This is a genomic window from Rhizobium sp. HT1-10 (assembly GCF_049472505.1).
Lineage (GTDB): Bacteria > Pseudomonadota > Alphaproteobacteria > Rhizobiales > Rhizobiaceae > Rhizobium.
In genome coordinates, this window is sequence record NZ_JBCEBQ010000011.1 from 61,401 (window position 1) to 81,901 (window position 20,501).

General features: G+C 62.8%; 22 protein-coding genes. 6 read left to right on the forward strand and 16 right to left on the reverse strand.

Features of this window, described 5'->3' with window-relative positions:
* The first annotated feature begins 61 nt into the window (after nt 1-61).
* On the forward strand, nt 62-280 hold the full coding sequence (locus tag VH564_RS22380; protein ID WP_423342066.1) for a DUF6434 domain-containing protein: 219 nt from the start codon (nt 62-64) through the stop codon (nt 278-280).
* Nucleotides 281-313: 33 nt separating this feature from the next.
* On the opposite strand, the gene VH564_RS22385 is transcribed toward VH564_RS22380, so the two are convergent.
* From VH564_RS22385 to VH564_RS22405, 5 genes are all read right to left on the reverse strand, one after another.
* Entirely contained in the window at nt 314-709 is a 396-nt protein-coding gene (locus VH564_RS22385) for a (R)-mandelonitrile lyase (protein WP_423342067.1), read from the reverse strand.
* Between the two features lie 57 nt (nt 710-766).
* The gene (locus VH564_RS22390; protein ID WP_423342068.1) at nt 767-1,303 is read right to left on the reverse strand and encodes a GNAT family N-acetyltransferase; all 537 of its coding nucleotides are present in this window, start codon (nt 1,301-1,303) and stop codon (nt 767-769) included.
* 75 nt (nt 1,304-1,378) lie between these two features.
* Nucleotides 1,379-1,612, reverse strand: a complete 234-nt coding sequence (locus tag VH564_RS22395) for a BrnA antitoxin family protein (protein WP_423342069.1) — start codon at nt 1,610-1,612, stop codon at nt 1,379-1,381.
* Nucleotides 1,613-1,653: 41 nt separating this feature from the next.
* On the reverse strand, nt 1,654-2,508 hold the full coding sequence (locus tag VH564_RS22400) for a prephenate dehydratase (RefSeq protein ID WP_423342070.1): 855 nt from the start codon (nt 2,506-2,508) through the stop codon (nt 1,654-1,656).
* Nucleotides 2,509-2,518: 10 nt separating this feature from the next.
* Nucleotides 2,519-3,274, reverse strand: coding sequence for a 3-deoxy-manno-octulosonate cytidylyltransferase (locus tag VH564_RS22405; RefSeq protein WP_423342071.1), 756 nt, complete (start codon nt 3,272-3,274; stop codon nt 2,519-2,521).
* Between the two features lie 150 nt (nt 3,275-3,424).
* Here VH564_RS22405 and VH564_RS22410 point away from each other — a divergent pair, with 150 nt between their 5' ends.
* Nucleotides 3,425-4,015: a c-type cytochrome gene (locus VH564_RS22410; protein WP_423342072.1), complete on the forward strand. Its 591-nt coding sequence runs from the start codon at nt 3,425-3,427 to the stop codon at nt 4,013-4,015.
* Between the two features lie 38 nt (nt 4,016-4,053).
* Here the strand turns inward: VH564_RS22410 and VH564_RS22415 are convergent, their stop codons facing one another.
* Nucleotides 4,054-4,572 (reverse strand): ribonuclease H family protein, encoded by a 519-nt coding sequence (locus VH564_RS22415; protein WP_423342100.1) that lies wholly within the window; start codon nt 4,570-4,572, stop codon nt 4,054-4,056.
* Between the two features lie 220 nt (nt 4,573-4,792).
* On the opposite strand from VH564_RS22415, the gene VH564_RS22420 reads away from it, so the two are divergent.
* The gene (locus VH564_RS22420) at nt 4,793-6,013 is read left to right on the forward strand and encodes an MFS transporter (RefSeq protein ID WP_423342073.1); all 1,221 of its coding nucleotides are present in this window, start codon (nt 4,793-4,795) and stop codon (nt 6,011-6,013) included.
* A 320-nt stretch (nt 6,014-6,333) separates the two neighbouring features.
* Nucleotides 6,334-7,326: an adenosine kinase gene (locus VH564_RS22425; protein ID WP_423342074.1), complete on the forward strand. Its 993-nt coding sequence runs from the start codon at nt 6,334-6,336 to the stop codon at nt 7,324-7,326.
* On the opposite strand, the gene VH564_RS22430 is transcribed toward VH564_RS22425, so the two are convergent.
* Nucleotides 7,319-7,858: an SH3 domain-containing protein gene (locus VH564_RS22430; RefSeq protein ID WP_423342075.1), complete on the reverse strand. Its 540-nt coding sequence runs from the start codon at nt 7,856-7,858 to the stop codon at nt 7,319-7,321. The genes VH564_RS22425 and VH564_RS22430 overlap by 8 nt on opposite strands.
* 185 nt (nt 7,859-8,043) lie before the next feature.
* On the opposite strand from VH564_RS22430, the gene VH564_RS22435 reads away from it, so the two are divergent.
* Entirely contained in the window at nt 8,044-9,045 is a 1,002-nt protein-coding gene (locus VH564_RS22435; protein ID WP_423342076.1) for a 2-hydroxyacid dehydrogenase, read from the forward strand.
* A 9-nt stretch (nt 9,046-9,054) separates the two neighbouring features.
* Here the strand turns inward: VH564_RS22435 and VH564_RS22440 are convergent, their stop codons facing one another.
* Genes VH564_RS22440 through recF form a run of 3 tightly spaced genes read right to left on the reverse strand, consistent with a single transcriptional unit; the run spans nt 9,055 to nt 11,466 of the window.
* Entirely contained in the window at nt 9,055-9,537 is a 483-nt protein-coding gene (locus tag VH564_RS22440) for a GNAT family N-acetyltransferase (protein WP_423342077.1), read from the reverse strand.
* Entirely contained in the window at nt 9,534-10,298 is a 765-nt protein-coding gene (locus VH564_RS22445) for a molybdopterin-synthase adenylyltransferase MoeB (protein WP_423342078.1), read from the reverse strand. The genes VH564_RS22440 and VH564_RS22445 overlap by 4 nt, the downstream gene beginning before the upstream one ends.
* A gap of 43 nt (nt 10,299-10,341) precedes the next feature.
* Nucleotides 10,342-11,466, reverse strand: a complete 1,125-nt coding sequence (gene recF / locus VH564_RS22450; protein ID WP_423342101.1) for a DNA replication/repair protein RecF — start codon at nt 11,464-11,466, stop codon at nt 10,342-10,344.
* Between the two features lie 194 nt (nt 11,467-11,660).
* Between recF and VH564_RS22455 the strand changes: the two genes are divergently transcribed.
* Nucleotides 11,661-12,104 carry an SRPBCC family protein gene (locus tag VH564_RS22455; RefSeq protein ID WP_423342079.1) on the forward strand — a complete coding sequence of 148 codons (444 nt, stop codon included), beginning with the start codon at nt 11,661-11,663 and terminating at the stop codon, nt 12,102-12,104.
* Between the two features lie 87 nt (nt 12,105-12,191).
* On the opposite strand, the gene VH564_RS22460 is transcribed toward VH564_RS22455, so the two are convergent.
* The 6 genes from VH564_RS22460 to VH564_RS22485 form a co-directional block, all read right to left on the reverse strand.
* Nucleotides 12,192-12,368, reverse strand: a complete 177-nt coding sequence (locus VH564_RS22460; protein ID WP_423342080.1) for a hypothetical protein — start codon at nt 12,366-12,368, stop codon at nt 12,192-12,194.
* Between the two features lie 100 nt (nt 12,369-12,468).
* A complete protein-coding gene (locus tag VH564_RS22465; protein ID WP_423342081.1) occupies nt 12,469-12,864 on the reverse strand; it encodes a porin in 396 nt (131 codons plus the stop codon).
* A 49-nt stretch (nt 12,865-12,913) separates the two neighbouring features.
* A complete protein-coding gene (locus VH564_RS22470; RefSeq protein WP_423342082.1) occupies nt 12,914-14,155 on the reverse strand; it encodes a class I SAM-dependent methyltransferase in 1,242 nt (413 codons plus the stop codon).
* A gap of 205 nt (nt 14,156-14,360) precedes the next feature.
* The gene (gene dnaJ, locus VH564_RS22475; protein WP_423342083.1) at nt 14,361-15,500 is read right to left on the reverse strand and encodes a molecular chaperone DnaJ; all 1,140 of its coding nucleotides are present in this window, start codon (nt 15,498-15,500) and stop codon (nt 14,361-14,363) included.
* Between the two features lie 90 nt (nt 15,501-15,590).
* Nucleotides 15,591-17,513, reverse strand: coding sequence for a molecular chaperone DnaK (gene dnaK, locus VH564_RS22480; RefSeq protein ID WP_423342084.1), 1,923 nt, complete (start codon nt 17,511-17,513; stop codon nt 15,591-15,593).
* Between the two features lie 294 nt (nt 17,514-17,807).
* Entirely contained in the window at nt 17,808-20,183 is a 2,376-nt protein-coding gene (locus VH564_RS22485; protein ID WP_423342085.1) for a PBP1A family penicillin-binding protein, read from the reverse strand.
* Nucleotides 20,184-20,501: the final 318 nt, after the last annotated feature.

Genomic DNA, 20,501 nt, shown 5'->3' on the forward strand with positions numbered 1-20,501 from the left:
CCCGACAGGTCCTTTGCAAGACCTGGCGCCCGCGCTAGGCTGCGGGCGGAGGGCGGCAGATATGGGCTTCGATTGGCACAGCACTGAAATCACGCGCGCGACGCCGCTGACCGCGACGTATCGCAACACCCAGAATGTCCGCCGCTTCTTCCACGCGGAATGCGGAGAGCAATTCAAATTTGATCGCCCTTTCATGGCCTGGCTGAAAACGGCTGTCGGCCAGACCATGGGGGATGCCGCCGATGAATGGCTGCGCCGTGAGGCTGAAAGGCGCCCTTAGCCGGCGCCTTTCAGCATTCGCTGTGTGATGCCCTCAGGCCTGGTATTCTTCGTCTGTAACGTGCTCGAGCCAATCGACGACCTTGCCGTCGAGCGCTTCGGCAATGGCGACATGGCTCATCGCAGATGTCGGCGCCGCGCCGTGCCAGTGCCGTTCATCCGGCGCGAACCAGACGATGTCGCCGGGGCGGATCTCCTCGATAGCGCCGCCCTCGCGCTGCGCCCGGCCGAGGCCGGACAGCACCAGCAGGGTCTGGCCGAGCGGATGGGTGTGCCAGGCGGTGCGGGCGCCGGGTTCGAACGTGACGGTAGCGCCACCGATCCGGGCCGGTTCCTCGCCCTTGAACGGTGCGTCGATCCGCACCGTGCCGGTGAAATAATCGGATGGGCCCTTGGCCGAAGGAAGCGAGCCGCTGCGTGTGATCTTCATGGAAACTCCTGTTTGTGCTGCATTCCTGCGCTTCCGATGAAAGCTGCAGGCTGACGTTCATTCGCGCCGTTGAGAGGGTCCGGTGTCGGCCGGCTCAGCCGTCAATCCATCGATATCTGTCTCTGCGCCGATATGTTTGGACATATTGACCCCCGTCACCCGGAAGCCGCCGACTGCGTAGACGTGCTGGGCACGGGCGTTGTCGGCAGCTACCCGCAGCCTGATCTCCCGGTACCCCTGACGTCCCATCAGGGATTCGAAGGTGCCGAGAGCCTCGCGTCCGCGACCTTGTCCTCTGTGGTCCGGCAGGATGCAAAAATCGCAGATGAACACCGATCGACGGTAACGGTCGGTTCGATACCAGACGTATCCGATGAGATCGCCTTTGCCTGTCCCGTCGAGGATGCAGAATAGATCCTGCCCCGCCGTTTGCGGGCCTTCGGGAAGATCTTGCGCAATCTCTCGCTCCGCCTGTACCCGTGCATCGGCTTCGGCCACACGATAGTTGGCAGCAATCTCGGCGGCATAGTCCGGGATGAAATAAGCGAGATAGGCCGGAAATTCGCCCTGAAGCATTGGCCGGAAGGTGATCATGCTGTTCCATCCGATGGGCTATTGCTGGCTTCGACGTTGTCTACGCGCCCTGGCTTCACTGCTCTGATCGTTGACTCAGCCCTTGGCCAGCATCGCAGCCCGGAGCGTGTCGTTGATGCGCTCCTGCCAGCCGGGGCCGTCTTCCTGGAAATGGGCGAGCACATCGCTGTCGAGCCGGAGCGACACCATCTCCTTGGTGTTCGGGACAGCGGGGCGCTCGACTGCCGGGGCGACGGGCTTTTTGGTCGGCTTGAACAGCGCTTCTGCGGCGTCCATCGGGCTGACCGGGCGGCGGGGTGTCGTGGCCATGGGGGGCTCCTTGCGTGAGACGGTCGGTGACGTGACTGAACCTACATCGTGCCGCGGGTCGGGTGGCCCTTGTAGACGCCGAGAATGCGGACCTTTTCGGAGAAGAAGCGCAGCTCTTCCAGCGCCTGGCGAACATGCGGGTCGGAGGGATGGCCCTCGATGTCGGCGTAGAACTGGGTTGCCACGAATTTTCCGCCAAGCTGGTAGCTCTCCAGCTTGGTCATGTTGATGCCGTTGGTGGCAAAGCCGCCGAGGGCCTTGTAGAGGGCAGCTGGAATGTTGCGGACATTGTAGACAAAGGTGGTGACGATCTTCTCGTCTTTCGATGAACGTTCGGCCCAGGCTTCGTCACGGGCGAGCACGACGAAGCGCGTCGTGTTGGTGTCGACGTCCTCGACGTTCTCGGCGACGATGTCCAGATGGTAGAGGTCGGCAGCAAGCCGCGGGGCGAGGGCCGCCATCGAGCGGTCGCCGACTTCCTGGACCATTTTCGCAGCGCCGGCCGTATCGCCTGCAATGACGGGCTTCCAGCCGTTGCTGCGGATGATCTTCCGGCACTGGCCGAGCGCGTGGATATGGCTGTGGACTGTGCGGATCTCGTCCTTGCTGACGCCCGGCAGCACCATCAGCTGGAAACGGATCGGCATGAAATATTCGCCGATGATGTGCAGCTTGGATTCCGGCAGCAGGTGGTGGATGTCGGCGACGCGGCCGGCAATGGTGTTTTCGATCGGGATCATCGCCAGGTCGGCGTCGCCGTTGTCGACGGCGGTGAAGGCGTCCTCGAAGGTCCGGCAGGGCAGCGGGTCCATGTCCGGGAACATGTCGCGGCAGGCCATGTCGGAATTGGCGCCGTATTCGCCCTGGAAGGCAATCTTGTTGGTCATGGCTGTCATGGGATATCCGTCAGAGGGAGGCGCTGGAAAGCAGGCGGCGGGCCTTTTCGAGGTCGGCCGGAGTATCGATACCCAGCGGAACCGTGTCAACGATCTCCGCATCGATGCGCATGCCGGCCTCAAGGGCGCGCAGCTGCTCCAGCGATTCGCGCTTTTCCAGCGTCGAAGGCGCCAGCGTCACGAATCGTTCCAGCGCCGCGCGGCGATAGGCGTAGAGCCCGATGTGGTGATAGAGCGGCCCCTTGCCATGGGGGGCGGTGGCGCGGGTAAAATAAAGTGCCCGCAGCCGGCTGTCCGAGAGCGGCGAGCCGACGATCTTGACGACGTTCGGATTGGTCTTTTCCTCCTCGTCGCGGATTTCCACCGTCAGCGTGGCGATGTCGACGGCTGCGTCTTCCAGCGGCCGCAAGGCGGCGCGGATGGTTTCGGGGTCGATGGTCGGCAGGTCGCCTTGCACGTTGACGACGGTCTCGACGCGGCCGTCGGGATCGACGGCGCGCAGGGCCTCGTGGATGCGGTCGGAGCCGGACTGATGGTCCTCGCGGGTCATGACAACCTCGAAACCGGCGTTCTTGACGACGTCGAAGGTATCGGCATGGTCGACCGCGACGACGATGCGACCGATCGCCGCCTCGCGCGCCCGCAGGGCGACCTGGACGATCATCGGCAGGCCGGCGATGTCGGCCAGCGGCTTGCCCGGCAGTCGGGTGGAGGCCAGGCGGGCGGGGATGAGGACCAGCGTCTTGCCGATTTCAAGGTGCGTCATTGTTGGGCCTTCTATTCCCGTCGGAAAAGTGTCAAAAAGTGTGATGTTCCGAGCGGGGTGGAGAGTTTTGTAAGGGACAGTCAGAAGACACAGGTTTCGGCCGAATTCAAGATGGGGCCGGCGGGTTTGCCGGGCAGGGGAGCATAGCAGATGAATTCATCCTACGTGAACATGGGACTGGGCGCGCTTTTGGCGACGTTGTTCGTGCTGAAGTCGGTGTCGCTGGTTTCAGGTGCGCTGTTCGCATCCGAACCACCGGAAAAGCCGGGGTTCGAGATTGTCGCCGACGACACGGCAACGGCGGGCGGCGCCAGCGACAAGGCGGCCGCTGCCGCGCCTGAAACACCGATCGCCCAGCTGCTGCAGAAGGCCGACGCGAAAGTTGGCGAAACCATCTTCAAGAAGTGTCAGGCCTGTCATGACGCGTCGAAGGGCGGGCCCAACAAGGTCGGTCCCAACCTCTACGGCATCGTCGACCGGCCGATCGCCTCGCACGAGGGCTTCGGCTATTCCGCTGCCATCAAGGATTTTTCCAAGGGTTCCTCGGAAAAGTGGACCTATGACCATTTGACCCATTTCCTGGCAGCGCCGAAGAAGTACATCGCAGGCACCGCTATGGGTTTTGCCGGCCTGCCGAAGGACACAGACCGCGCCAATGTGATCGCCTATCTCCGGACGCTGGCCGATACGCCGGCACCCTTGCCTGATCCGGCCGCTGCGCCTGCGCCCGCCACCAACTGAACCTTCGGACACGAGCACCCGGCCGCTGCGGCCGGGTTTCATGCCTGCCTTGCCCGATGCATCGATAGCCGACCCTTGTCAGCCAGTGCATCGGCGCGCTCGTTTCCGTCGATGCCGAAATGACCTTTGCACCAGTCGACGGTGACGAGTGTATTCTGCGTGAGCAACAGATCGACGGCTCTCCACAGGTCGACATCGGCGATCGTCCGTCTGCGGACATTTGGGTTGGCGTCGATCTTCTTCCAGCCGTTGCCTCGCCAGATCGGGAGCAGCAGGTTGCAACCCCTGACCGCATAGAGCGAATCGGACCAGATCACGGCCGGTTCGCCGGCGGCGTTGCCGCCGATCCAGCTTGCGGCTTCGAGCACGGCTGCGATTTCCATGGTATTGTTGGCCGTCTTTCGGATGCCGCCGCAGCCCGAGGCGATTTCGACACCGTCGCAATAGGCAACGAACGCCCAGCCGCCATCTGCGGATCCGGGGTCGAAGCAGCCGTCGGTGAAGACGTGAAGCCCGTTTCGGGCTGCCTGCGCAATGTCTGTAGTCGTGCCGGTCAAGGAGAGCCTGTCGAGATGTCGCGGGATCAACGCATTCCATCCTAGCGCGGAGCGACCTTGCTTTGCCAACGCGTAACGCGAGGTATCCGCGTCAAAAACAGAAAATCTGGCCCGATCGACCACAAGCGGGATGCTGCAATGCGCAATCGGCAAAGCCCCGGCCTCGACAAAGTGGCCGAGCCATGACGTTCTGCGCGCGAATGCCAATGTGAGTCTATTTATGTCCAATCCGCAGTCGTCGACCGGAATCCACCGCGGTACCATTCCGCTGATGGCCGCAGCCTGCGGTGTGATGGTTGGCAACATCTATCTCTGCCAACCGCTGCTCGGCCAGATCGCCGTCAGCTTCGGCGTGCCGGAGCACGTCTCCTCGCTGGTCGCGGTGGCGACCCAGGTCGGCTATGCATTCGGCATCCTGCTGCTGGTGCCGCTGGCCGATATCGCCGAACCGCGCAAGTTGTTGCGCTGGCTGATGGCGCTGACGGCCATCGGCCTTGTCGCCGCCTCGCTTGCCCCCAACATCGGCATCCTCATCGGCGCGAGCGCCTGCCTGGCGCTGGTGACGGTGGTGCCGCAAGTGCTGATACCGATTGCCGCCTCGCTGGTGCCGGCTGAAAAACGTGGCCGGGTCGTCGGCACCATGACGACAGGGCTCATCCTCGGCATATTGTTGTCGCGGACCGTCTCCGGGCTTGTGGCCGGATACACCGACAGCTGGCGGGCGTCCTACGGGCTCGCCGCAGCGCTGACCGTCCTCTTGTTCTTCTTCGTGCCTCGCTTCATGCCAAAGCGGCCGCAGGGGAGCGAGAGGATTGGCTATGGCACACTGCTGGCGTCGCTGCTGCCGCTGCTCAGGCACCGCGCGCTGCTGCTGTCGATGGGAATGAACTTCATGGTGTTCGGCGCTTTCTCCGCCTTCTGGGCGACGCTCGCCTTCCATCTCGCGAGCCCCGCCTTCGGCCTCGGGGCTGCGGCTGCCGGCCTTTTCGGGCTGTGGGGCGCGCCGGGCGCGTTGCTGGCCCCGGTCGCCGGCCGCCTGTCCGACCGCTGGGGTTCGTCGCGGGTGAACGCGTTCGCGTTCTGCGCCCTGCTGGCCAGCTTCGCGATTGCCGCCACCCTCGGGACGACGCATCTGCTGGCCATGGTCGCTGCCGTCAACCTGCTCGATTTCGGCATGCAGAGCGGCCAGATCGCAAACCAGACCCGCATTTTCGCCATCGGGCATGAGATCCGCGGGCGGCTGAACACGCTCTACATGGTGTCGAGTTTTTCCGGCGGGGCACTCGGCGCCTTTGCCGGTGGCTTGGCCTGGACGATGGCCGGCTGGATCGGCGTCTGCGTGGTCTGCGTATGCCTCATCTGTTTTGCCGCAGCGCTGCTCGCGGTGACGACGTTGGTCGGCAGCAGGCAGAAGCGCGCGGCGAGGGCAGGTGAAATCTGAAAAAGACACAAAAAAAGCGGGCAATGCCCGCTCTTCCTCAGCCGGTCATCCCGGCGTCTGCTTCCATCGCCGTCTGCCAGTACATCCGTGGTCAGCGCGTTCAATGGAAGCAAGGGTGTCATACCCCATGCGATCAAGGCTCTAGACGATCTTTCGACCATCCCATGCTTGTCGCGTGAGATTTTTCTACACCGTAAAAGTGACGGCTCTGTGACCGATCTCGATTTCATGCGGGGCGAGAAACGATTCCGCCTTCCAAACTTCTCAAAACCCGATATGACCGGACACCGGCGAAGACACTGACCGGGGCTCCCTAATTCATGACACGTTTCGATGTACTGACCGTTGGCAATGCTATCGTCGACATTATTGCCCGCTGCGACGACCAGTTCCTGATCGACAATGCCATTACCAAGGCAGCGATGAACCTGATCGACGCAGAGCGCGCCGAATTGCTCTATTCCCGCATGGGGCCGGCGATCGAGGCATCCGGCGGCAGCGCCGGCAACACGGCGGCAGGCATCGCCAACTTTGGCGGCAAGGCCGCCTATTTCGGCAAGGTCGCCAAGGACCAGCTCGGTGAGATCTTCACCCACGATATTCGTGCACTCGGTGTCCACTATCAGACAGCACCGAAAGAAACCTTTCCGCCGACCGCACGCTCGATGATCTTCGTGACCGAGGACGGCGAGCGCTCGATGAATACCTATCTCGGCGCCTGCGTCGAGTTAGGGCCGGAGGATGTCGAGGCCGACGTCGTCGCCGATGCCAAGGTCACCTATTTCGAGGGTTATCTCTGGGACCCGCCGCGCGCCAAGGAAGCCATCCGTGAATGCGCCCGCATCGCCCATGAAAACGGGCGCGAAGTCTCGATGACGCTTTCGGACAGCTTTTGCGTCGGCCGCTACCGCGAGGAGTTCCTCGAGCTGATGCGTTCGGGCACCGTCGACATCGTCTTTGCCAACCGGCAGGAGGCGCTCAGCCTCTACGAGACCGACGATTTCGAGGAAGCGCTGACGCGGATCGCCCGCGATTGCAAGATCGCGGCCGTCACCATGAGCGAAGAGGGCGCGGTCATCCTGCGCGGCGGCGAGCGTTACGAGGTGGCGGCAATCGAACTGGAAGAACTGGTCGATACCACGGGCGCCGGCGATCTCTTTGCCTCCGGCTTCCTCTATGGCTACACCCAGGGGCGGGAGCTGAAGGACTGCGGACGGCTGGGTTGCCTGGCGGCAGGTACGGTGATCCAGCAGATCGGCCCGCGTCCCGACAAATCGCTGTCGAAGCTTGCAAAGGAAGCAGGCCTTATTTGAAGGCCTCGCCGGGATAGGCGCCCCAGATCTCCGATTGCGCCACCCAGCCTTCAGTGCCGTCGGTGACAGTCTTGCACCAGGTGCCGTTGCATTCGCGCACGTCGAGTATAACGCCGGGCTCGAGCTTGGCGATGATCGAGCTTGACGGCTGCGGCTCGCGGCGCATGTTCACGTAGACTTCCTTGCCTTTGCCCTTCATCCAGGGCGCTGCGACGGCGGCGCGGGCACCCGAGAGCAGCGACTGGTTGACCCAGCCTTCGGTGCCGTCGGCGTCGCGCACCTGGCGCCAATTGTCGTATTCCTGGATGATCTCGACTGGCAGGCCGGCTCGGGTGTAGAGCCAGGAGACCGCGTAATCGCTGCTCGGGCCGATGCGCAGGTTGACGCGCTTCGACTTCAGGGTCACGAAGCGTGGCAGCGGCAAGCCGCTCGCACCCTTGGCGGCCTGAGCGTGCGCCATCTCCAGCGAGGCTGACAGCATGGTCAGGCTCAGGGCCAATGCAAGGCAGGATTTGATCATGGTGCTTCGCATCAGTCTTCCGTTCGATTGTCTTGGCGCGCTGCCCCGGCGCGCTTCGCTTTGGCGATCCGTAAATGCGTGGATGCCGCAAGCGACTTCTGTTTGTCTTCGCCGGCGGGTCTGGTAGAACTGCCCGCACAAATAAAATTATGTCTGGTCTTGGTTAAGGACCTCTGAACAAGGCATCGCAGAGCGCCATGACGACGAAGAAAAAACCAAAGGTCTATCTGACGCGCAAACTGCCCGATGCCGTCGAAACACGCATGCGTGAGCTGTTCGAGGCGGAGCTCAACATCGACGACGTGCCGCGAACGGCCGATGAGCTGGCAGCGGCGATGCAGAGCGCCGAGGTGCTTGTTCCCACGGTCACGGACCGGATCGACGCGGCGTTGATCGAGCGGGCAGGGCCGCAACTGAAGCTGATTGCCGGCTTTTCCAACGGCACCGATCACATCGATGTCGATGCGGCGGCGCGCAAGGGCATCACCGTGACCAACACGCCGGGGGTTCTGACCGAAGATACCGCCGATATGACCATGGCGCTCATTCTGGCCGTGCCGCGGCGGCTGGCGGAAGGCGCGCGGGTCTTGACCGACAGGCCGGGCGAATGGGCCGGGTGGTCGCCAACCTGGATGCTCGGCCGGCGGCTGTCGGGCAAGCGCATCGGCATCGTCGGCATGGGCCGCATCGGCACCGCCGTCGCCCGCCGTGCCAACGCATTCGGCCTGTCGATCCACTACCACAACAGGAAACGCGTCAGTCCGGAGACAGAGGACGCTTTGGAGGCGACCTATTGGGACAGCCTCGACCAGATGCTCGCCCGCGTCGACATCATCTCGATCAACTGCCCGTCTACCCCGGGCACCTACCACCTGATTTCGGCCCGCCGGCTGGCGCTGCTGCAGCCATCCGCTTTCATCGTCAACACGGCGCGCGGCGATATCATCGACGAGCCGGCGCTGATCAATATCCTGCGGGCGGGGAAAATCGCCGGTGCCGGTCTCGATGTTTTCTCCAACGAGCCAGCGGTCAATCCGAAGCTGATCAAGCTTGCCAATGAGGGCAAGGTGGTACTTCTGCCGCATATGAGTTCGGCCACCATCGAGGGCCGCATCGAGATGGGCGACAAGGTGATCATCAATATTCGCGCCTTCATCGATGGTCACCGTCCGCCAAACCGCGTCCTGCCGGGGCGATGAGAGCTGAGCCTACAGGTCCAGCCGTTTGCGCATCTCGATCGATGTTGTCCGATCGAAGCCAGGATGGGCGTTTTCCGCCGTCTTGACGAAGCCGCAGGCGGCAAAGGCAGCGTGATTTTCCGCAAGCTCGATGCGGGTTTCGAGCCGCAACGCCTGAAGTCCCTGATCGCGGGCTGTCGCTTCGGCCAAAGCCAGCAGGTGGCGGCCGAGGCCCTTGCCCTGCTTACCCGGCAGGACTGCCAACTTGCCGACATAGAGGCAATCCGGCTCCGGCCGACAGAACACGCAGCCGACCAAGGTCTCGTCTTCGATGACGACGAAGGCAATTTCAGCGTCTGCCTTCTGTCGCAGCGCGTCCACTGTCAGCGCCACCGCAGACGAAGGCGGGTCGATGCGTCCATCCATATAGGCGAAGGAACGCCCGATCAGCGCCAGCAGGCCTTCCCAGTCTGCAAAGCTGTGATCGACACGAAGAGTCCTGCGCGCGTTCACGGCGCCGTCCCGCCACGTCGCTTGTAACGGATGGTGTCGAAGCGGGCGGAGAGGGCGTCATAGAGCAACAGCCGTCCGACCAGCGGCTCGCCGATACCGGTGACGAGCTTGATCGCCTCCATCGCCATCAGCGTGCCGATCACGCCGGTGAGTGCGCCGACGATGCCGGCTTCGGCGCAGGAGGGCACCAGACCCTCGGGCGGCGGCGCGGGGAAGAGGTCTCGGTAGGTGGGGTTGGGTTGGCCGGACGATCCCGCCTCATACGGCTTCAGCACGGTCAGCGATCCGTCGAAGCGACCGACGGCGCCTGACACCAGCGGCTTTTTGGCTGCCTCCGCCGCATCGGCGGCGGCATAGCGCGTGTCGAAATTGTCGGAGCCGTCGACCACCAGGTCAAAGCCGGAGAGTTGCCGCGCTGCTGTGTCGGCGGCAAAGCGCTCCTCGAAACGGATGGTGCGGATATGGGGATTGAGCCGCGCGATGGCGTCTGCGGCGCTGCGCGTCTTCAATTGGCCGATCGTTCCCGTATCGTGGATCACCTGACGCTGCAGGTTGGATAGCGATACGCGGTCGTCATCGGCGATGCCGAGCGTGCCGATGCCGGCAGCGGCCAGGTATTGCAGAACGGGCGCACCGAGGCCGCCGGCACCGATCACCAGGATGCGCGCGGCCTTCAATTTCTGCTGGCCGGCACCGCCGATCTCCGGCAGCAGGATGTGACGCTGGTAGCGGGCGATTTCGTCCGAGTTCAAGGGTTCCATACGGTTATCCTATCATCGTTTTCGGGGCCTTGGCAGCCTCGCATTACGCCTGGACGGCGCCGTGGTCGACGGTCAGGAACTGCGCTCGCGCGCCGAGCGCCGAGAACATGCCCCGATCGGTGCCGGTCATGAAGGCCTGACCTCCGAGGCCGTCGATGAGGTCGAACAGCGCCGCGCGCCGGTTTTCATCGAGGTGGGCGGCGATCTCGTCCAGCAGCAGAACCTGCGCATGGCCGGTCAGGTTGCCAACCAGGCGTGCATGCGCCAGCACGAGGCCGACCAGCAGCGCCTTCTGTTCCCCGGTCGAGCAGCGCCCGGCCTCCATGTCCTTCTCCCGGTGGCGGACCAGCAGGTCGGCGCGATGCGGACCGTCGAGGGTGCGGCCAGCGCCGGCGTCGCGGTAGCGGTTGTCGCGCAGCATGGCGGCGTAGCGGTCTTCCAGGTCGAAAGCGGGTCCCGAAAGGCCGCCGTCGAAAAAGCCGGAGAGCGTCAGGGATGCGGAAGGAAACGGGGTTTCCTCGCGGCTGGTGCTAATCAGGCCGGAGAGCAGTCCGAGCATTTCCTCGCGCGCGACAGCCATGGCGATGCCGAGGCTTGCCATCTGCTGTTCGATGCCCGAGAGCCAGGCGGGATCGAAGCGGCCGTCTGAAAGCAGTTTGTTGCGGCTGCGCATGGCGCGCTCGAAATCGGTTGCGCGGCGCCCATGGGCCGGGTCGAGCGACAGCACCAGGCGATCGAGAAAGCGACGGCGATCCGAGGAGCCGCCGGTAAACAGCCCATCCATCGCCGGCGTTAGCCAGGCGACACGAAGGTGGTCGGTCAGTTCGTCGACCGTTCTGGCTGTCGTGCCGTTGATGCGCAGCCTGCGTGTTGCGGTTTCGTCCGCGGTGTCGACACCTGTGCCGATTTCGACCTCGCCGTCCATGCCGTCGATTTCCGCAAAGATCGAAAAGCCGCTCGATGCCCTGACCCGGGCGATGTCGCCATAGGCGGCTCGCCGCAGGCCACGGCCGGGCGACAGCAGCGATACGGCCTCCATCAGGTTGGTCTTGCCGGCGCCGTTGTCGCCGGTCAGCACGACATGCCGCGCGTCCAGCTCAAGAGCTACGGCCGCATAGTTGCGGAAGTCGGTCAGTTTCAGGCGCGAGAGGGAGACCTTGTGCGGCATCTGCATCCGGGATTCGTGTGTCCGGTGAGAGCTAAGCCGATCGGTATGGAATGGCAAGGCGCGAGAGGAGGCCCACAACGGATTGAGTGGGCCGCTTGCCGGTGCGGTGGAGACGAAAAATCTACTCCAGGTCGTATTGGAAAATCACGGTACGCGCGTATAATTACTGCCAGCCCATCAGGAGGGAGGATGACATGCCGAACACTGTAAGCCTGCACCGAATTCTGACTGCCAGCCCGGAGAAAGTCTACCGCGCCTTTCTGGATGCGGAGGCACTGGCAAAGTGGATCGCACCGAACGGCTTCGTCTGCATGGTCCATCATTTCGAGCCCAGCGTCGGTGGTACGTTCCGGATGTCGTTTCGCAATTTTACCAGCGGCAACACGCTGAGTTTCGGTGGCGAGTTCAAGGAACTCGTGCCGGGCGAGCGCCTGCGTTACACCGATCGCTTCGACGATCCAGGCCTGCCGGGTGAGATGGAGGTCACGGTGTTGCTGAAGAAGGTCTCGGTTGGCACCGAGCTCGAAATAACCCAGGCTGGCATTCCCGACGCCATCCCGGTCGAGATGTGTTACCTTGGGTGGCAAGAGACGCTGGTCAACCTGGCGAAGCTGGTGGAGCCCGAAATCGCGGACTAGACAGGAGAGGCGTTCGGTCGAACGCCGGCGGGTCGGCGTCCCTCCGCAGGGAGGTAATGCCTTATCCCGGTGGGCGCGACGCTGCTTCTAATGCGATCTCGGCCGTGCTGCCAGATCGTTTAGCGGGCGCTTGGCGTTGCGGGCTTCTGCGGCCTCTTCGAGCAGCCTGGCAAAATCGCGCAGCGGAACGCGGTCGGCGCGTAGCATCAGGCGGACCATCGGATCGCGCAGCATTTCGGACATGGTCAATTCGACGGTGTGCATGACGGTCTCCCTTGGGTGTCGGTGGAAAATAACCCGCTGGCATTACAGACCGTTGTCAGTTGGTTGACATTACGGTGGTGAAATCAAGGCAGAAGGGACATCACTCATCCGGAGTGTGGGCGCTCCCGAGGGCGAGAAGATGCAGGACGAGAGCTAAGGGACAGCTGGGCTCTCGCTTTTGAAATCGATCGAGGCCGCTCCGCTGGCTCGTCCTCGCCGCGTCGAAGTGCATGTAGGTCACCTCAGGCATGATCAGCAGATCCTTGACCGGGTGGATGCCGAGATTGCTGGACACCTGCAGGGTCTTGGAGTCGGTGTAGGCGACCATCGTGGTGTTGTTGATCTTCGGATTGAAGCTATAGGTGTAGCCCATCCAGAAGGCCCAATCGCCCCAGCCGCAATCGGCACCGTTGACCGGGCAGGCCGCGGCATTGCTGTTGAGGAAAGTGCCGACGTATTGGTTCAGCTTCTTGCCATCGGTATTCCAGCCGGCCATCAGGAATGGTGCGACGAAGGCAAGTTTCTCGTTGCTCTCGCATTGCAGATCAGAGCGAAAGGTTCAGCAACTTTTCCCTGTCGAGGAAGGCACGTTGCTGATCGGTGATGTAGTCGCGAACGATGGGGGCAGCGTCGCGGGTGCGGGAGAGCTGCATGTGGAACACAAGCTGGCTGCCTGTCCGGAACATCATCTCGGCACTGATCAGGTAGAATTCCCACATGCGCGCGAAGCGCTCGTCATACATGGCCACGACCGTGTCGCGGTTGCTTTCGAAGCGCGCGGCCCAATGCTGCAGCGTCGTTGCATAGTGGACGCGCAAGAACTCGAGGTCTGTAACCCAGAGGCTGTTGCGCTCGACGACCTCGAAGACTTCAGACAGCGCCGGCGAATAGGCACCGGGAAAGATGTATTTCCGCAGCCAGGCACTGGCCATGCCGGGCGGGCTCATATGGCCGATAGAGTGCAGCACGGCGATCCCATCGTCCGGCATCAGCGCGTTCAGCTTGGCGAAGAACTCGTCGTAGTGGTGCACGCCGACATGCTCGAACATGCCGACAGAAACGATCCGGTCGAAGGGCCCGGTGACATCGCGGTAGTCGCGGAGTTCGAACTTAACCCGGTCGGCGAGACCGGCCTTGGCGGCCCGCTCGGTCGCAAGCGCCTGTTGCTCCTTCGAGAGGGTGACGCCAAGCACCTCAATATCCTCGAGCTTTGCCAGATAAAGCGCCAGGTCGCCCCAGCCGCAACCGATGTCGAGCACAGTCATGCCGGGCTTGAGGCAGAGCTTGCTGGCAAGCAGGCGCAGTTTGTTGCGCTGCGCCTGCTCCAGCGTCTCGCCGGGCTCGCGAAAATAGGCGCAGGAGTAGAGCATGTTGTCGTCGAGGAAGAGTTTGTAGAAGTCGTTGCCGATGTCGTAGTGGTGCGCAACGTTCTGCTGTGCCTGGCCCTTCCGGTTCGACTGCTGGCGCTTGCGGAACCGCATCTTCACGGCGCGAAGGATCTTCTGGATCGGGTAGGAGCCGAGCGACAGGCGGTTGATCGAGAAGAGCGTGAGGAAGTCGCGCAGACCAGAGCCTTCCTCGAAGCGCATGGTGCCGTCCATATATGCCTCGCCGGCGGCAAGTTCGGCATTGAAGACCAGTGTTCGGTAGAGCCTCTTGTCGGTGAGCCGCATCGTCACTTCAGGACCTTCGGTACCGGAAAATACATGGCGCTCGCCGTCGGCGTCGATGACGGTGAGGCGGCCCTTCCGGATAAAGGCCTTCATCATATGCGATAATGGAAACATGCAATTGCTCCGCATCACACGGGTTTCACAAACGCCTGTACCGGCTGGGAAATATCCTAGCATCGGAATTGTGACAATGACGAGCGATATTGAAGTGCGCAATAACGCCTGTCTTGCAACTGGTCAGAAAGTGTTGCCGAAGTCATGCAAAAAAGCCGGCAGCGTTTCCGCTACCGGCCTGAAATTCCGCGATAGACCAGAAGGCCTATTCGCTGAGCGTGTCGAAGAAATCCTTCATGCGGGCAAAGAAGCCCGTCGATTCCGGATTGTTGTCCTGCGACGAGATCTGCTCGAATTCCTGCAGCAGTTCGCGCTGGCGCTTGGTCAGCTTCTGCGGCGTCTCGATCTGCACCTGGATATAGAGGTCGCCGACCTGGGCGGAGCGAAGCACCGGCATTCCCTTGGCCTTCAGCCGGAACTGCTTGCCGGCTTGGGTGCCCTCGGGAACGGTGACGCGCGACTTGGTGCCGTCGAGCGTCGCCACGTCGATGGTGCCGCCGAGCGCTGCCGTGGTCATGGAGATCGGCACGGCGCAATAGAGGTCGGCACCGTCGCGCTGGAAGAACTCATGCGGCTTGACCGACAGGAACATATAGAGGTCGCCAGCCGGGCCGCCACGGGTGCCGGCTTCGCCTTCGCCCTGCAGGCGGATGCGGGTGCCGTCCTCGATACCGGCCGGAATGTTGACCGACAACGAGCGTTCCTCGGTGACACGGCCCTGACCCTGGCACTTGGTGCAGGGATCGGGAATGATCTGGCCGCGGCCATGGCAGGTCGGGCAAGTGCGTTCGATCGAGAAGAAGCCCTGGGCGGCGCGCACGCGACCGGAGCCCTGGCAGGTCGAACAGGTCTTTGGCTGGGTACCAGGCTTGGCGCCCGAGCCGGAACAGACGTCGCAGGTGATGGAGGTCGGGACGCGGATCTGCGCGGTCTTGCCGGCAAAGGCTTCCTCGAGCGAGATTTCCATGTTGTAGCGAAGATCGGCACCGCGTTCACGCCCACCGGACGACCGCTGGCGCTGGCGCCCGCCGCCCATCATTTCGCCGAAAATGTCTTCGAAGATGTCGGAAAAACCGCCGCCGCCGCCCATTCCGCCGCCTGCATTGCCCATTCCGCCATGCTCGAAGGCTGCGTGACCGTAGCGGTCGTAGGCTGCCCGCTTCTGCGGGTCCTTCAGCATCTCGTAGGCTTCGTTCAATTCCTTGAACTTGCGCTCGGCTTCGGAATCACCCGGATTCTTGTCGGGATGATGCACCATCGCCAACTTGCGGAAGGCAGATTTCAGCTCTTTCTCGTCCGCAGAGCGCGAGACACCGAGAATTTCGTAATAGTCTGCTTTAGCCATGCAGGATTAGACCCCGGAAATGGATTTCCGGCTGCCAAGGGGCAGCCGGACTGAAGTTTCCGCAAAACCGTTCTGGTTTGCGCTTGTGCCTTATGCGGACTTCTTGTCGTCCTTGATTTCCTCATAGTCGGCGTCGACAACGTGGTCATCAGCGGCAGAGTGCCGTGCAGCATCGGCTGCTGCTGCAGCTTCCTCGCCACCCTGCTGCGATTCGTAGATCGCCTGGCCGAGCTTCATGGAGGCTTCCATCAGTGTCTGGGTCTTGGCCTTGATGTCCTCGGCGTCCGGCTCGGAAGCTTCGGTGGCGTTCTTCAGGGCCGCGATCGCATCGGCAATGGCCGTACGGTCGGCTTCCGAAACCTTGTCGCCGAAGTCATTCAGCGACTTCTCGCTGGAGTGGATCAGGCTTTCGGCCTGGTTCTTGGCTTCGACACCGTCACGACGCTTCTTGTCGGTTTCGGCATTGGCTTCTGCATCCTTGACCATCTTTTCGATCTCGGCGTCGGAGAGACCGCCAGAGGCCTGGATGCGGATCTGCTGTTCCTTGCCGGTGCCCTTGTCCTTGGCCGAAACCTGGACGATGCCGTTGGCGTCGATATCGAATGTCACTTCGATCTGCGGTACGCCGCGCGGCGACGGGGGCAGGCCGACGAGGTCGAACTGGCCGAGCAGCTTGTTGTCCTGCGCCATTTCGCGCTCGCCCTGGGAAACGCGGATCGTCACGGCCGACTGGTTGTCGTCGGCGGTCGAGAAGGTCTGCGACTTCTTGGTCGGGATCGTCGTGTTGCGTTCGATCAGGCGCGTGAATACGCCGCCGAGCGTTTCGATGCCGAGCGACAGCGGCGTCACGTCGAGCAGCAGCACGTCCTTGACGTCGCCCTGCAGAACGCCGCCCTGGATGGCCGCGCCCATGGCAACGACTTCGTCAGGGTTGACGCCCTTGTGCGGCTCCTTGCCGAACAGCTGCTTGACGATTTCCTGGACCTTCGGCATGCGGCTCATGCCACCGACCAGAACGACTTCGTCGATCTCGGCCGCGGTCACGCCGGCATCCTTGAGGGCTGCCTTGCACGGTGCGACAGTGCGCTGGACCAGATCGTCGACCAGGCTTTCCAGCTTGGCGCGGGTCAGCTTCAGGGTCAGATGCTTCGGGCCCGTTGCGTCGGCGGTGATGAAGGGCAGGTTGATTTCGGTCTGCTGCGAAGAGGACAGTTCGATCTTGGCCTTTTCAGCGGCTTCCTTCAGGCGCTGCAGAGCCAGCTTGTCGCCCTTGAGGTCGATGCCGTTGTCGCGCTTGAATTCGCCGACGAGGTATTCGACGAGGCGCATGTCGAAGTCTTCACCGCCGAGGAAGGTGTCGCCGTTGGTCGACTTCACTTCGAAGACGCCATCGCCGATTTCGAGGATCGAAATATCGAAGGTACCACCACCCAAGTCGTAGACGGCAATGGTCTTGCCTTCCTTCTTGTCGAGGCCGTAGGCGAGCGCTGCAGCCGTCGGCTCGTTGATGATGCGCAGCACTTCGAGGCCGGCGATGCGGCCAGCGTCCTTGGTGGCCTGGCGCTGGGCGTCGTTGAAGTAGGCCGGAACGGTGATGACGGCCTGGGTGACCTTCTCGCCGAGATATGCTTCGGCCGTTTCCTTCATCTTCTGAAGGATCATCGCGGAAATCTGTGCGGGGGAGTAGCCCTTGCCGTTGGCTTCGACCCATGCGTCGCCATTGTCACCCTTGACGATGTTGAAGGGGACGAGGTCCTTGTCCTTGCCAACGGTCGGATCTTCGAAGCGGCGGCCGATCAGGCGCTTGACAGCGAAGAGGGTGTTGGTCGGGTTGGTGACTGCCTGGCGCTTGGCCGGCTGGCCGACGAGGCGTTCGCCGTCCTCGGAGAAAGCCACCATAGACGGCGTCGTGCGCGCGCCTTCGGCATTTTCAATGACCTTGGCATCCTTGCCGTCCATGACGGACACGCAGGAATTCGTTGTTCCAAGGTCGATACCAATTACTTTTGCCATGTCATATTCTCCATTGAAGCAGACTGTCGAAACCCCTGTCAGGCATTTCGGGGACAGCCCCTTACGGGATAGTCTTGCGGTTTTCGCAGTCGTCGCTGCGGTGATGTCGGCTATATAAGTAGCGATTTTGCGGACTGCAAGGCTGGAAATGCAGCGGAATCCGGCAAAGCCCATGCTTTATTTCAAGGTGTTGCAGCTTGTGGCTGCTCGACCTCAAACAGGCATGAACAGGTACAAGATCAGCCCCGTGTCCAAGGTGCAAGTGGCAATGGTCCCCGGAAACGTCAAGGGGCGTCAGCGACCCATGAGATAGTCGAGCAAGGTCGTGCGGCGTGGGTGCGCCCCGCTCGGCGCTTCTCCGATATCGGCCGGCGGCGTCGGTCTTTCCGCGGCATAGGGATTGTTGTCTTCGCCAGGCCCGACCGGCGGCATGTCGACAGGTTCGTCGCCAGCGGCAAGCCCCGGCTGTTGCGGGATTGTGGCCGTCGGCGGGTTGACGGCGGGGGCGATGGCCGAAGGCGCGGTCGGCGGCGTCCGCGCGGGCGCATTGCCGGTCACTGGGCCGCCAAGGACACCCGAGATGATCCCCGATATCGTCGCCTGGTCATTTGTACCGGTGCCCGTCGAGGCGATCGGCATGTCGCCTTCGACGACCTGTCCGTTGCCGAAAAGCGGCGCCGGTGTCAGGCCCTTGTGGGCTGCGGTCATGAATTCCTTCCAGGCCTTGGCTGGCAAGCTGCCGCCCGTTACCTTCTTCATCGACTTGCCGTCGTCGTTGCCGAACCACACGCCTGTCGTCAGGTCGTTGGTGAAACCGACGAACAGCGCATCGCGGAAGGATTGCGTGGTGCCGGACTTGCCGGCCGTCTGCCAGCCCGGAATGCGCGCGGCCTTGCCGGTCCCCGACGTCATCACGCCTTCCATCATGTAGTTCATGTTGGTAACGATGGCGGGGCTGAGGACGCGGGGCGGATCACCGAAATTGGCCGTGTAGAGCACCTTGCCGGAGGCCGACGTGACTTTGGTAATGACATGCGGCGTAGCCTTGTAGCCGCCGTTCATGAAGGCTGCATAGGAGGACGTCAGCTCCAGCAGCGACACCTCGGACGTGCCGAGTGCGATCGAGGCATTGTCCTGGAGCTCGGAATCGATGCCGAGCCGGTGCGCGAGCTTGATGACGTTCGCCGGACCCACCTCCATCACCAACTGCGCAGCGATGGTATTCAGGGAGTGGGCAAGGGCTGTCGCCAGCGTCACCACGCCGGAATATTTCTGCTCGTAGTTCTCGGGCGTCCAGTTGCCGATCTTGACCGGCGCGTCGTTTCTGACCGAACTCGGCGTCAGTCCCATCTCCAAGGCAGCGGCATAAACGAAGGGCTTGAACGCCGAGCCGGGCTGGCGCTTGGCGGTGACGGCGCGGTTGAACTGGCTCTCGGCGTAATCACGGCCGCCGACGATGGCGCGGATGGCGCCTGACCCATCGACGGAGACGAGGGCCGCCTGGGAGGCGTCGAGTTTCTTGCTGTCATGGTCGAGCACGTCGCCAAGCGCCTGCTCGGCCTTGGCTTCCAGGCTCATGTCGATGGTGGTCTCGACCACGACGTCTTCCTTGATCGGACCGATCAGGCCCGGCAGCTGGTCCATGACCATATCGGCCGCATAGTTCTGGGCGCCGTTCCAGAAGCTCTTTGCCCGCGTCGGCGGGGCTGCCAGTGCGGTCTTGATGTCGGCGGCGGTTACGTAGCCCTGGTCGCGCATGGCCTGCAGCACCACCTGTTGGCGGGCCTGGGCGGCGGCGGGGTCGCGGATCGGCGAGAGTTTCGACGGCGCCTTGACGAGGCCGGCCAGCATAGCGGCTTCGCCAAGGTTCACGTCGCGGGCTGATTTGTTGAAGTAACGCCGCGACGCCGCCTCGACGCCGAAGGCGTTGGAGCCGAAGAAAACGCGATTGAGGTACATCGCGAGAATCTGGTCCTTGGTGTATGTGTGCTCGAGCCAGAGGGCCAGGAGCACTTCCTGGACCTTGCGCTCCATCGTCCGGTCAGGCGAGAGGAACAGGTTCTTGGCCAGCTGTTGGGTCAAGGTCGAGCCACCCTGCACGGTATGGCCGGTGACCAGGTTGGTCGCGAAGGCACGCGCGAGGCCGATCGGGTCGACGCCGAAATGCGAGTAGAAACGCCGGTCTTCGATGGCGACGATGGCTTCCGGGATGAAAGGCGACATATCCTCGAGCGCCAGTGCCTCGCCGCCAGTGGTACCGCGGTTGGCGAGCGCCGTGCCGTCCATGGCATTGATCTTGACGTTGGGCGGGCGGGCCGGGATCTGCCAGGTGCTGGCGCTGGGCATACGTGAACCGTAGTAGAGGACGACGCCTGCAAGCCCGATGCCGCCCCAGATGGCGAGTACGAGGCACCAGTAGATCAGCCGTCTGATGGCGCCGATGAATCCAAGTCCCGCGCGCCGCTCCTGGCGGCCCCGACCGCCGCCGCGACCGTTGCGTGCGGTCTTGCGGCCCTTGGGAAATTTCTCGCGGGACCGGCCGGCGCCCTTTCCGGGTGAGCGGCCACCGATGCGGTCGTCGGCGTCGATCGTCAACTCGTCGTCATCGCGGGCGGGCTTACCTGCGAAGGACGGTTCGATGCGTTGACCTGATCTGCCTTTGCCTGCCATTGCGGACCGGTCAATCCTTCGATGTGGTTGCCATTGCGGGCCAATTGGCGGAGTGCCTAAGCGATAGCGCTGCCCACGCCTGCTGCGGCCCACCTGTCGGGTGAACTGTAAATACGGCGATTTAAGGGGGCGTTAAAGGCCCGCCGCCGCTTTGCACATCTCAATCAGTGCTTTGCCAGGATCGCGCTGGCTTTGACCGAACTATTGCGTTGACGCCCACATTTGTCGCCCCCATTCGCAACCTCTAATCATCATCCGCCATGGAACACATCACGCGTTCATGCATTCTCGATGCGATTGCATGTTATGCATCCAACT

Excerpts from the sequence above, each read along its gene's own strand:
- VH564_RS22380 (WP_423342066.1), top strand. The coding sequence starts at position 62 with ATGGGCTTCGATTGGCACAGCACTGAAATCACGCGCGCGACGCCGCTG.
- VH564_RS22385 (WP_423342067.1), bottom strand. The coding sequence starts at position 709 with ATGAAGATCACACGCAGCGGCTCGCTTCCTTCGGCCAAGGGCCCATCC.
- VH564_RS22390 (WP_423342068.1), bottom strand. The coding sequence starts at position 1,303 with ATGATCACCTTCCGGCCAATGCTTCAGGGCGAATTTCCGGCCTATCTC.
- VH564_RS22395 (WP_423342069.1), bottom strand. The coding sequence starts at position 1,612 with ATGGCCACGACACCCCGCCGCCCGGTCAGCCCGATGGACGCCGCAGAA.
- VH564_RS22400 (WP_423342070.1), bottom strand. The coding sequence starts at position 2,508 with ATGACAGCCATGACCAACAAGATTGCCTTCCAGGGCGAATACGGCGCC.
- VH564_RS22405 (WP_423342071.1), bottom strand. The coding sequence starts at position 3,274 with ATGACGCACCTTGAAATCGGCAAGACGCTGGTCCTCATCCCCGCCCGC.
- VH564_RS22410 (WP_423342072.1), top strand. The coding sequence starts at position 3,425 with ATGAATTCATCCTACGTGAACATGGGACTGGGCGCGCTTTTGGCGACG.
- VH564_RS22420 (WP_423342073.1), top strand. The coding sequence starts at position 4,793 with ATGTCCAATCCGCAGTCGTCGACCGGAATCCACCGCGGTACCATTCCG.
- VH564_RS22425 (WP_423342074.1), top strand. The coding sequence starts at position 6,334 with ATGACACGTTTCGATGTACTGACCGTTGGCAATGCTATCGTCGACATT.
- VH564_RS22430 (WP_423342075.1), bottom strand. The coding sequence starts at position 7,858 with ATGCGAAGCACCATGATCAAATCCTGCCTTGCATTGGCCCTGAGCCTG.
- VH564_RS22435 (WP_423342076.1), top strand. The coding sequence starts at position 8,044 with ATGACGACGAAGAAAAAACCAAAGGTCTATCTGACGCGCAAACTGCCC.
- VH564_RS22445 (WP_423342078.1), bottom strand. The coding sequence starts at position 10,298 with ATGGAACCCTTGAACTCGGACGAAATCGCCCGCTACCAGCGTCACATC.
- recF (WP_423342101.1), bottom strand. The coding sequence starts at position 11,466 with ATGCCGCACAAGGTCTCCCTCTCGCGCCTGAAACTGACCGACTTCCGC.
- VH564_RS22455 (WP_423342079.1), top strand. The coding sequence starts at position 11,661 with ATGCCGAACACTGTAAGCCTGCACCGAATTCTGACTGCCAGCCCGGAG.
- VH564_RS22460 (WP_423342080.1), bottom strand. The coding sequence starts at position 12,368 with ATGCACACCGTCGAATTGACCATGTCCGAAATGCTGCGCGATCCGATG.
- VH564_RS22465 (WP_423342081.1), bottom strand. The coding sequence starts at position 12,864 with ATGGCCGGCTGGAATACCGATGGCAAGAAGCTGAACCAATACGTCGGC.
- VH564_RS22470 (WP_423342082.1), bottom strand. The coding sequence starts at position 14,155 with ATGTTTCCATTATCGCATATGATGAAGGCCTTTATCCGGAAGGGCCGC.
- dnaJ (WP_423342083.1), bottom strand. The coding sequence starts at position 15,500 with ATGGCTAAAGCAGACTATTACGAAATTCTCGGTGTCTCGCGCTCTGCG.
- dnaK (WP_423342084.1), bottom strand. The coding sequence starts at position 17,513 with ATGGCAAAAGTAATTGGTATCGACCTTGGAACAACGAATTCCTGCGTG.
- VH564_RS22485 (WP_423342085.1), bottom strand. The coding sequence starts at position 20,183 with ATGGCAGGCAAAGGCAGATCAGGTCAACGCATCGAACCGTCCTTCGCA.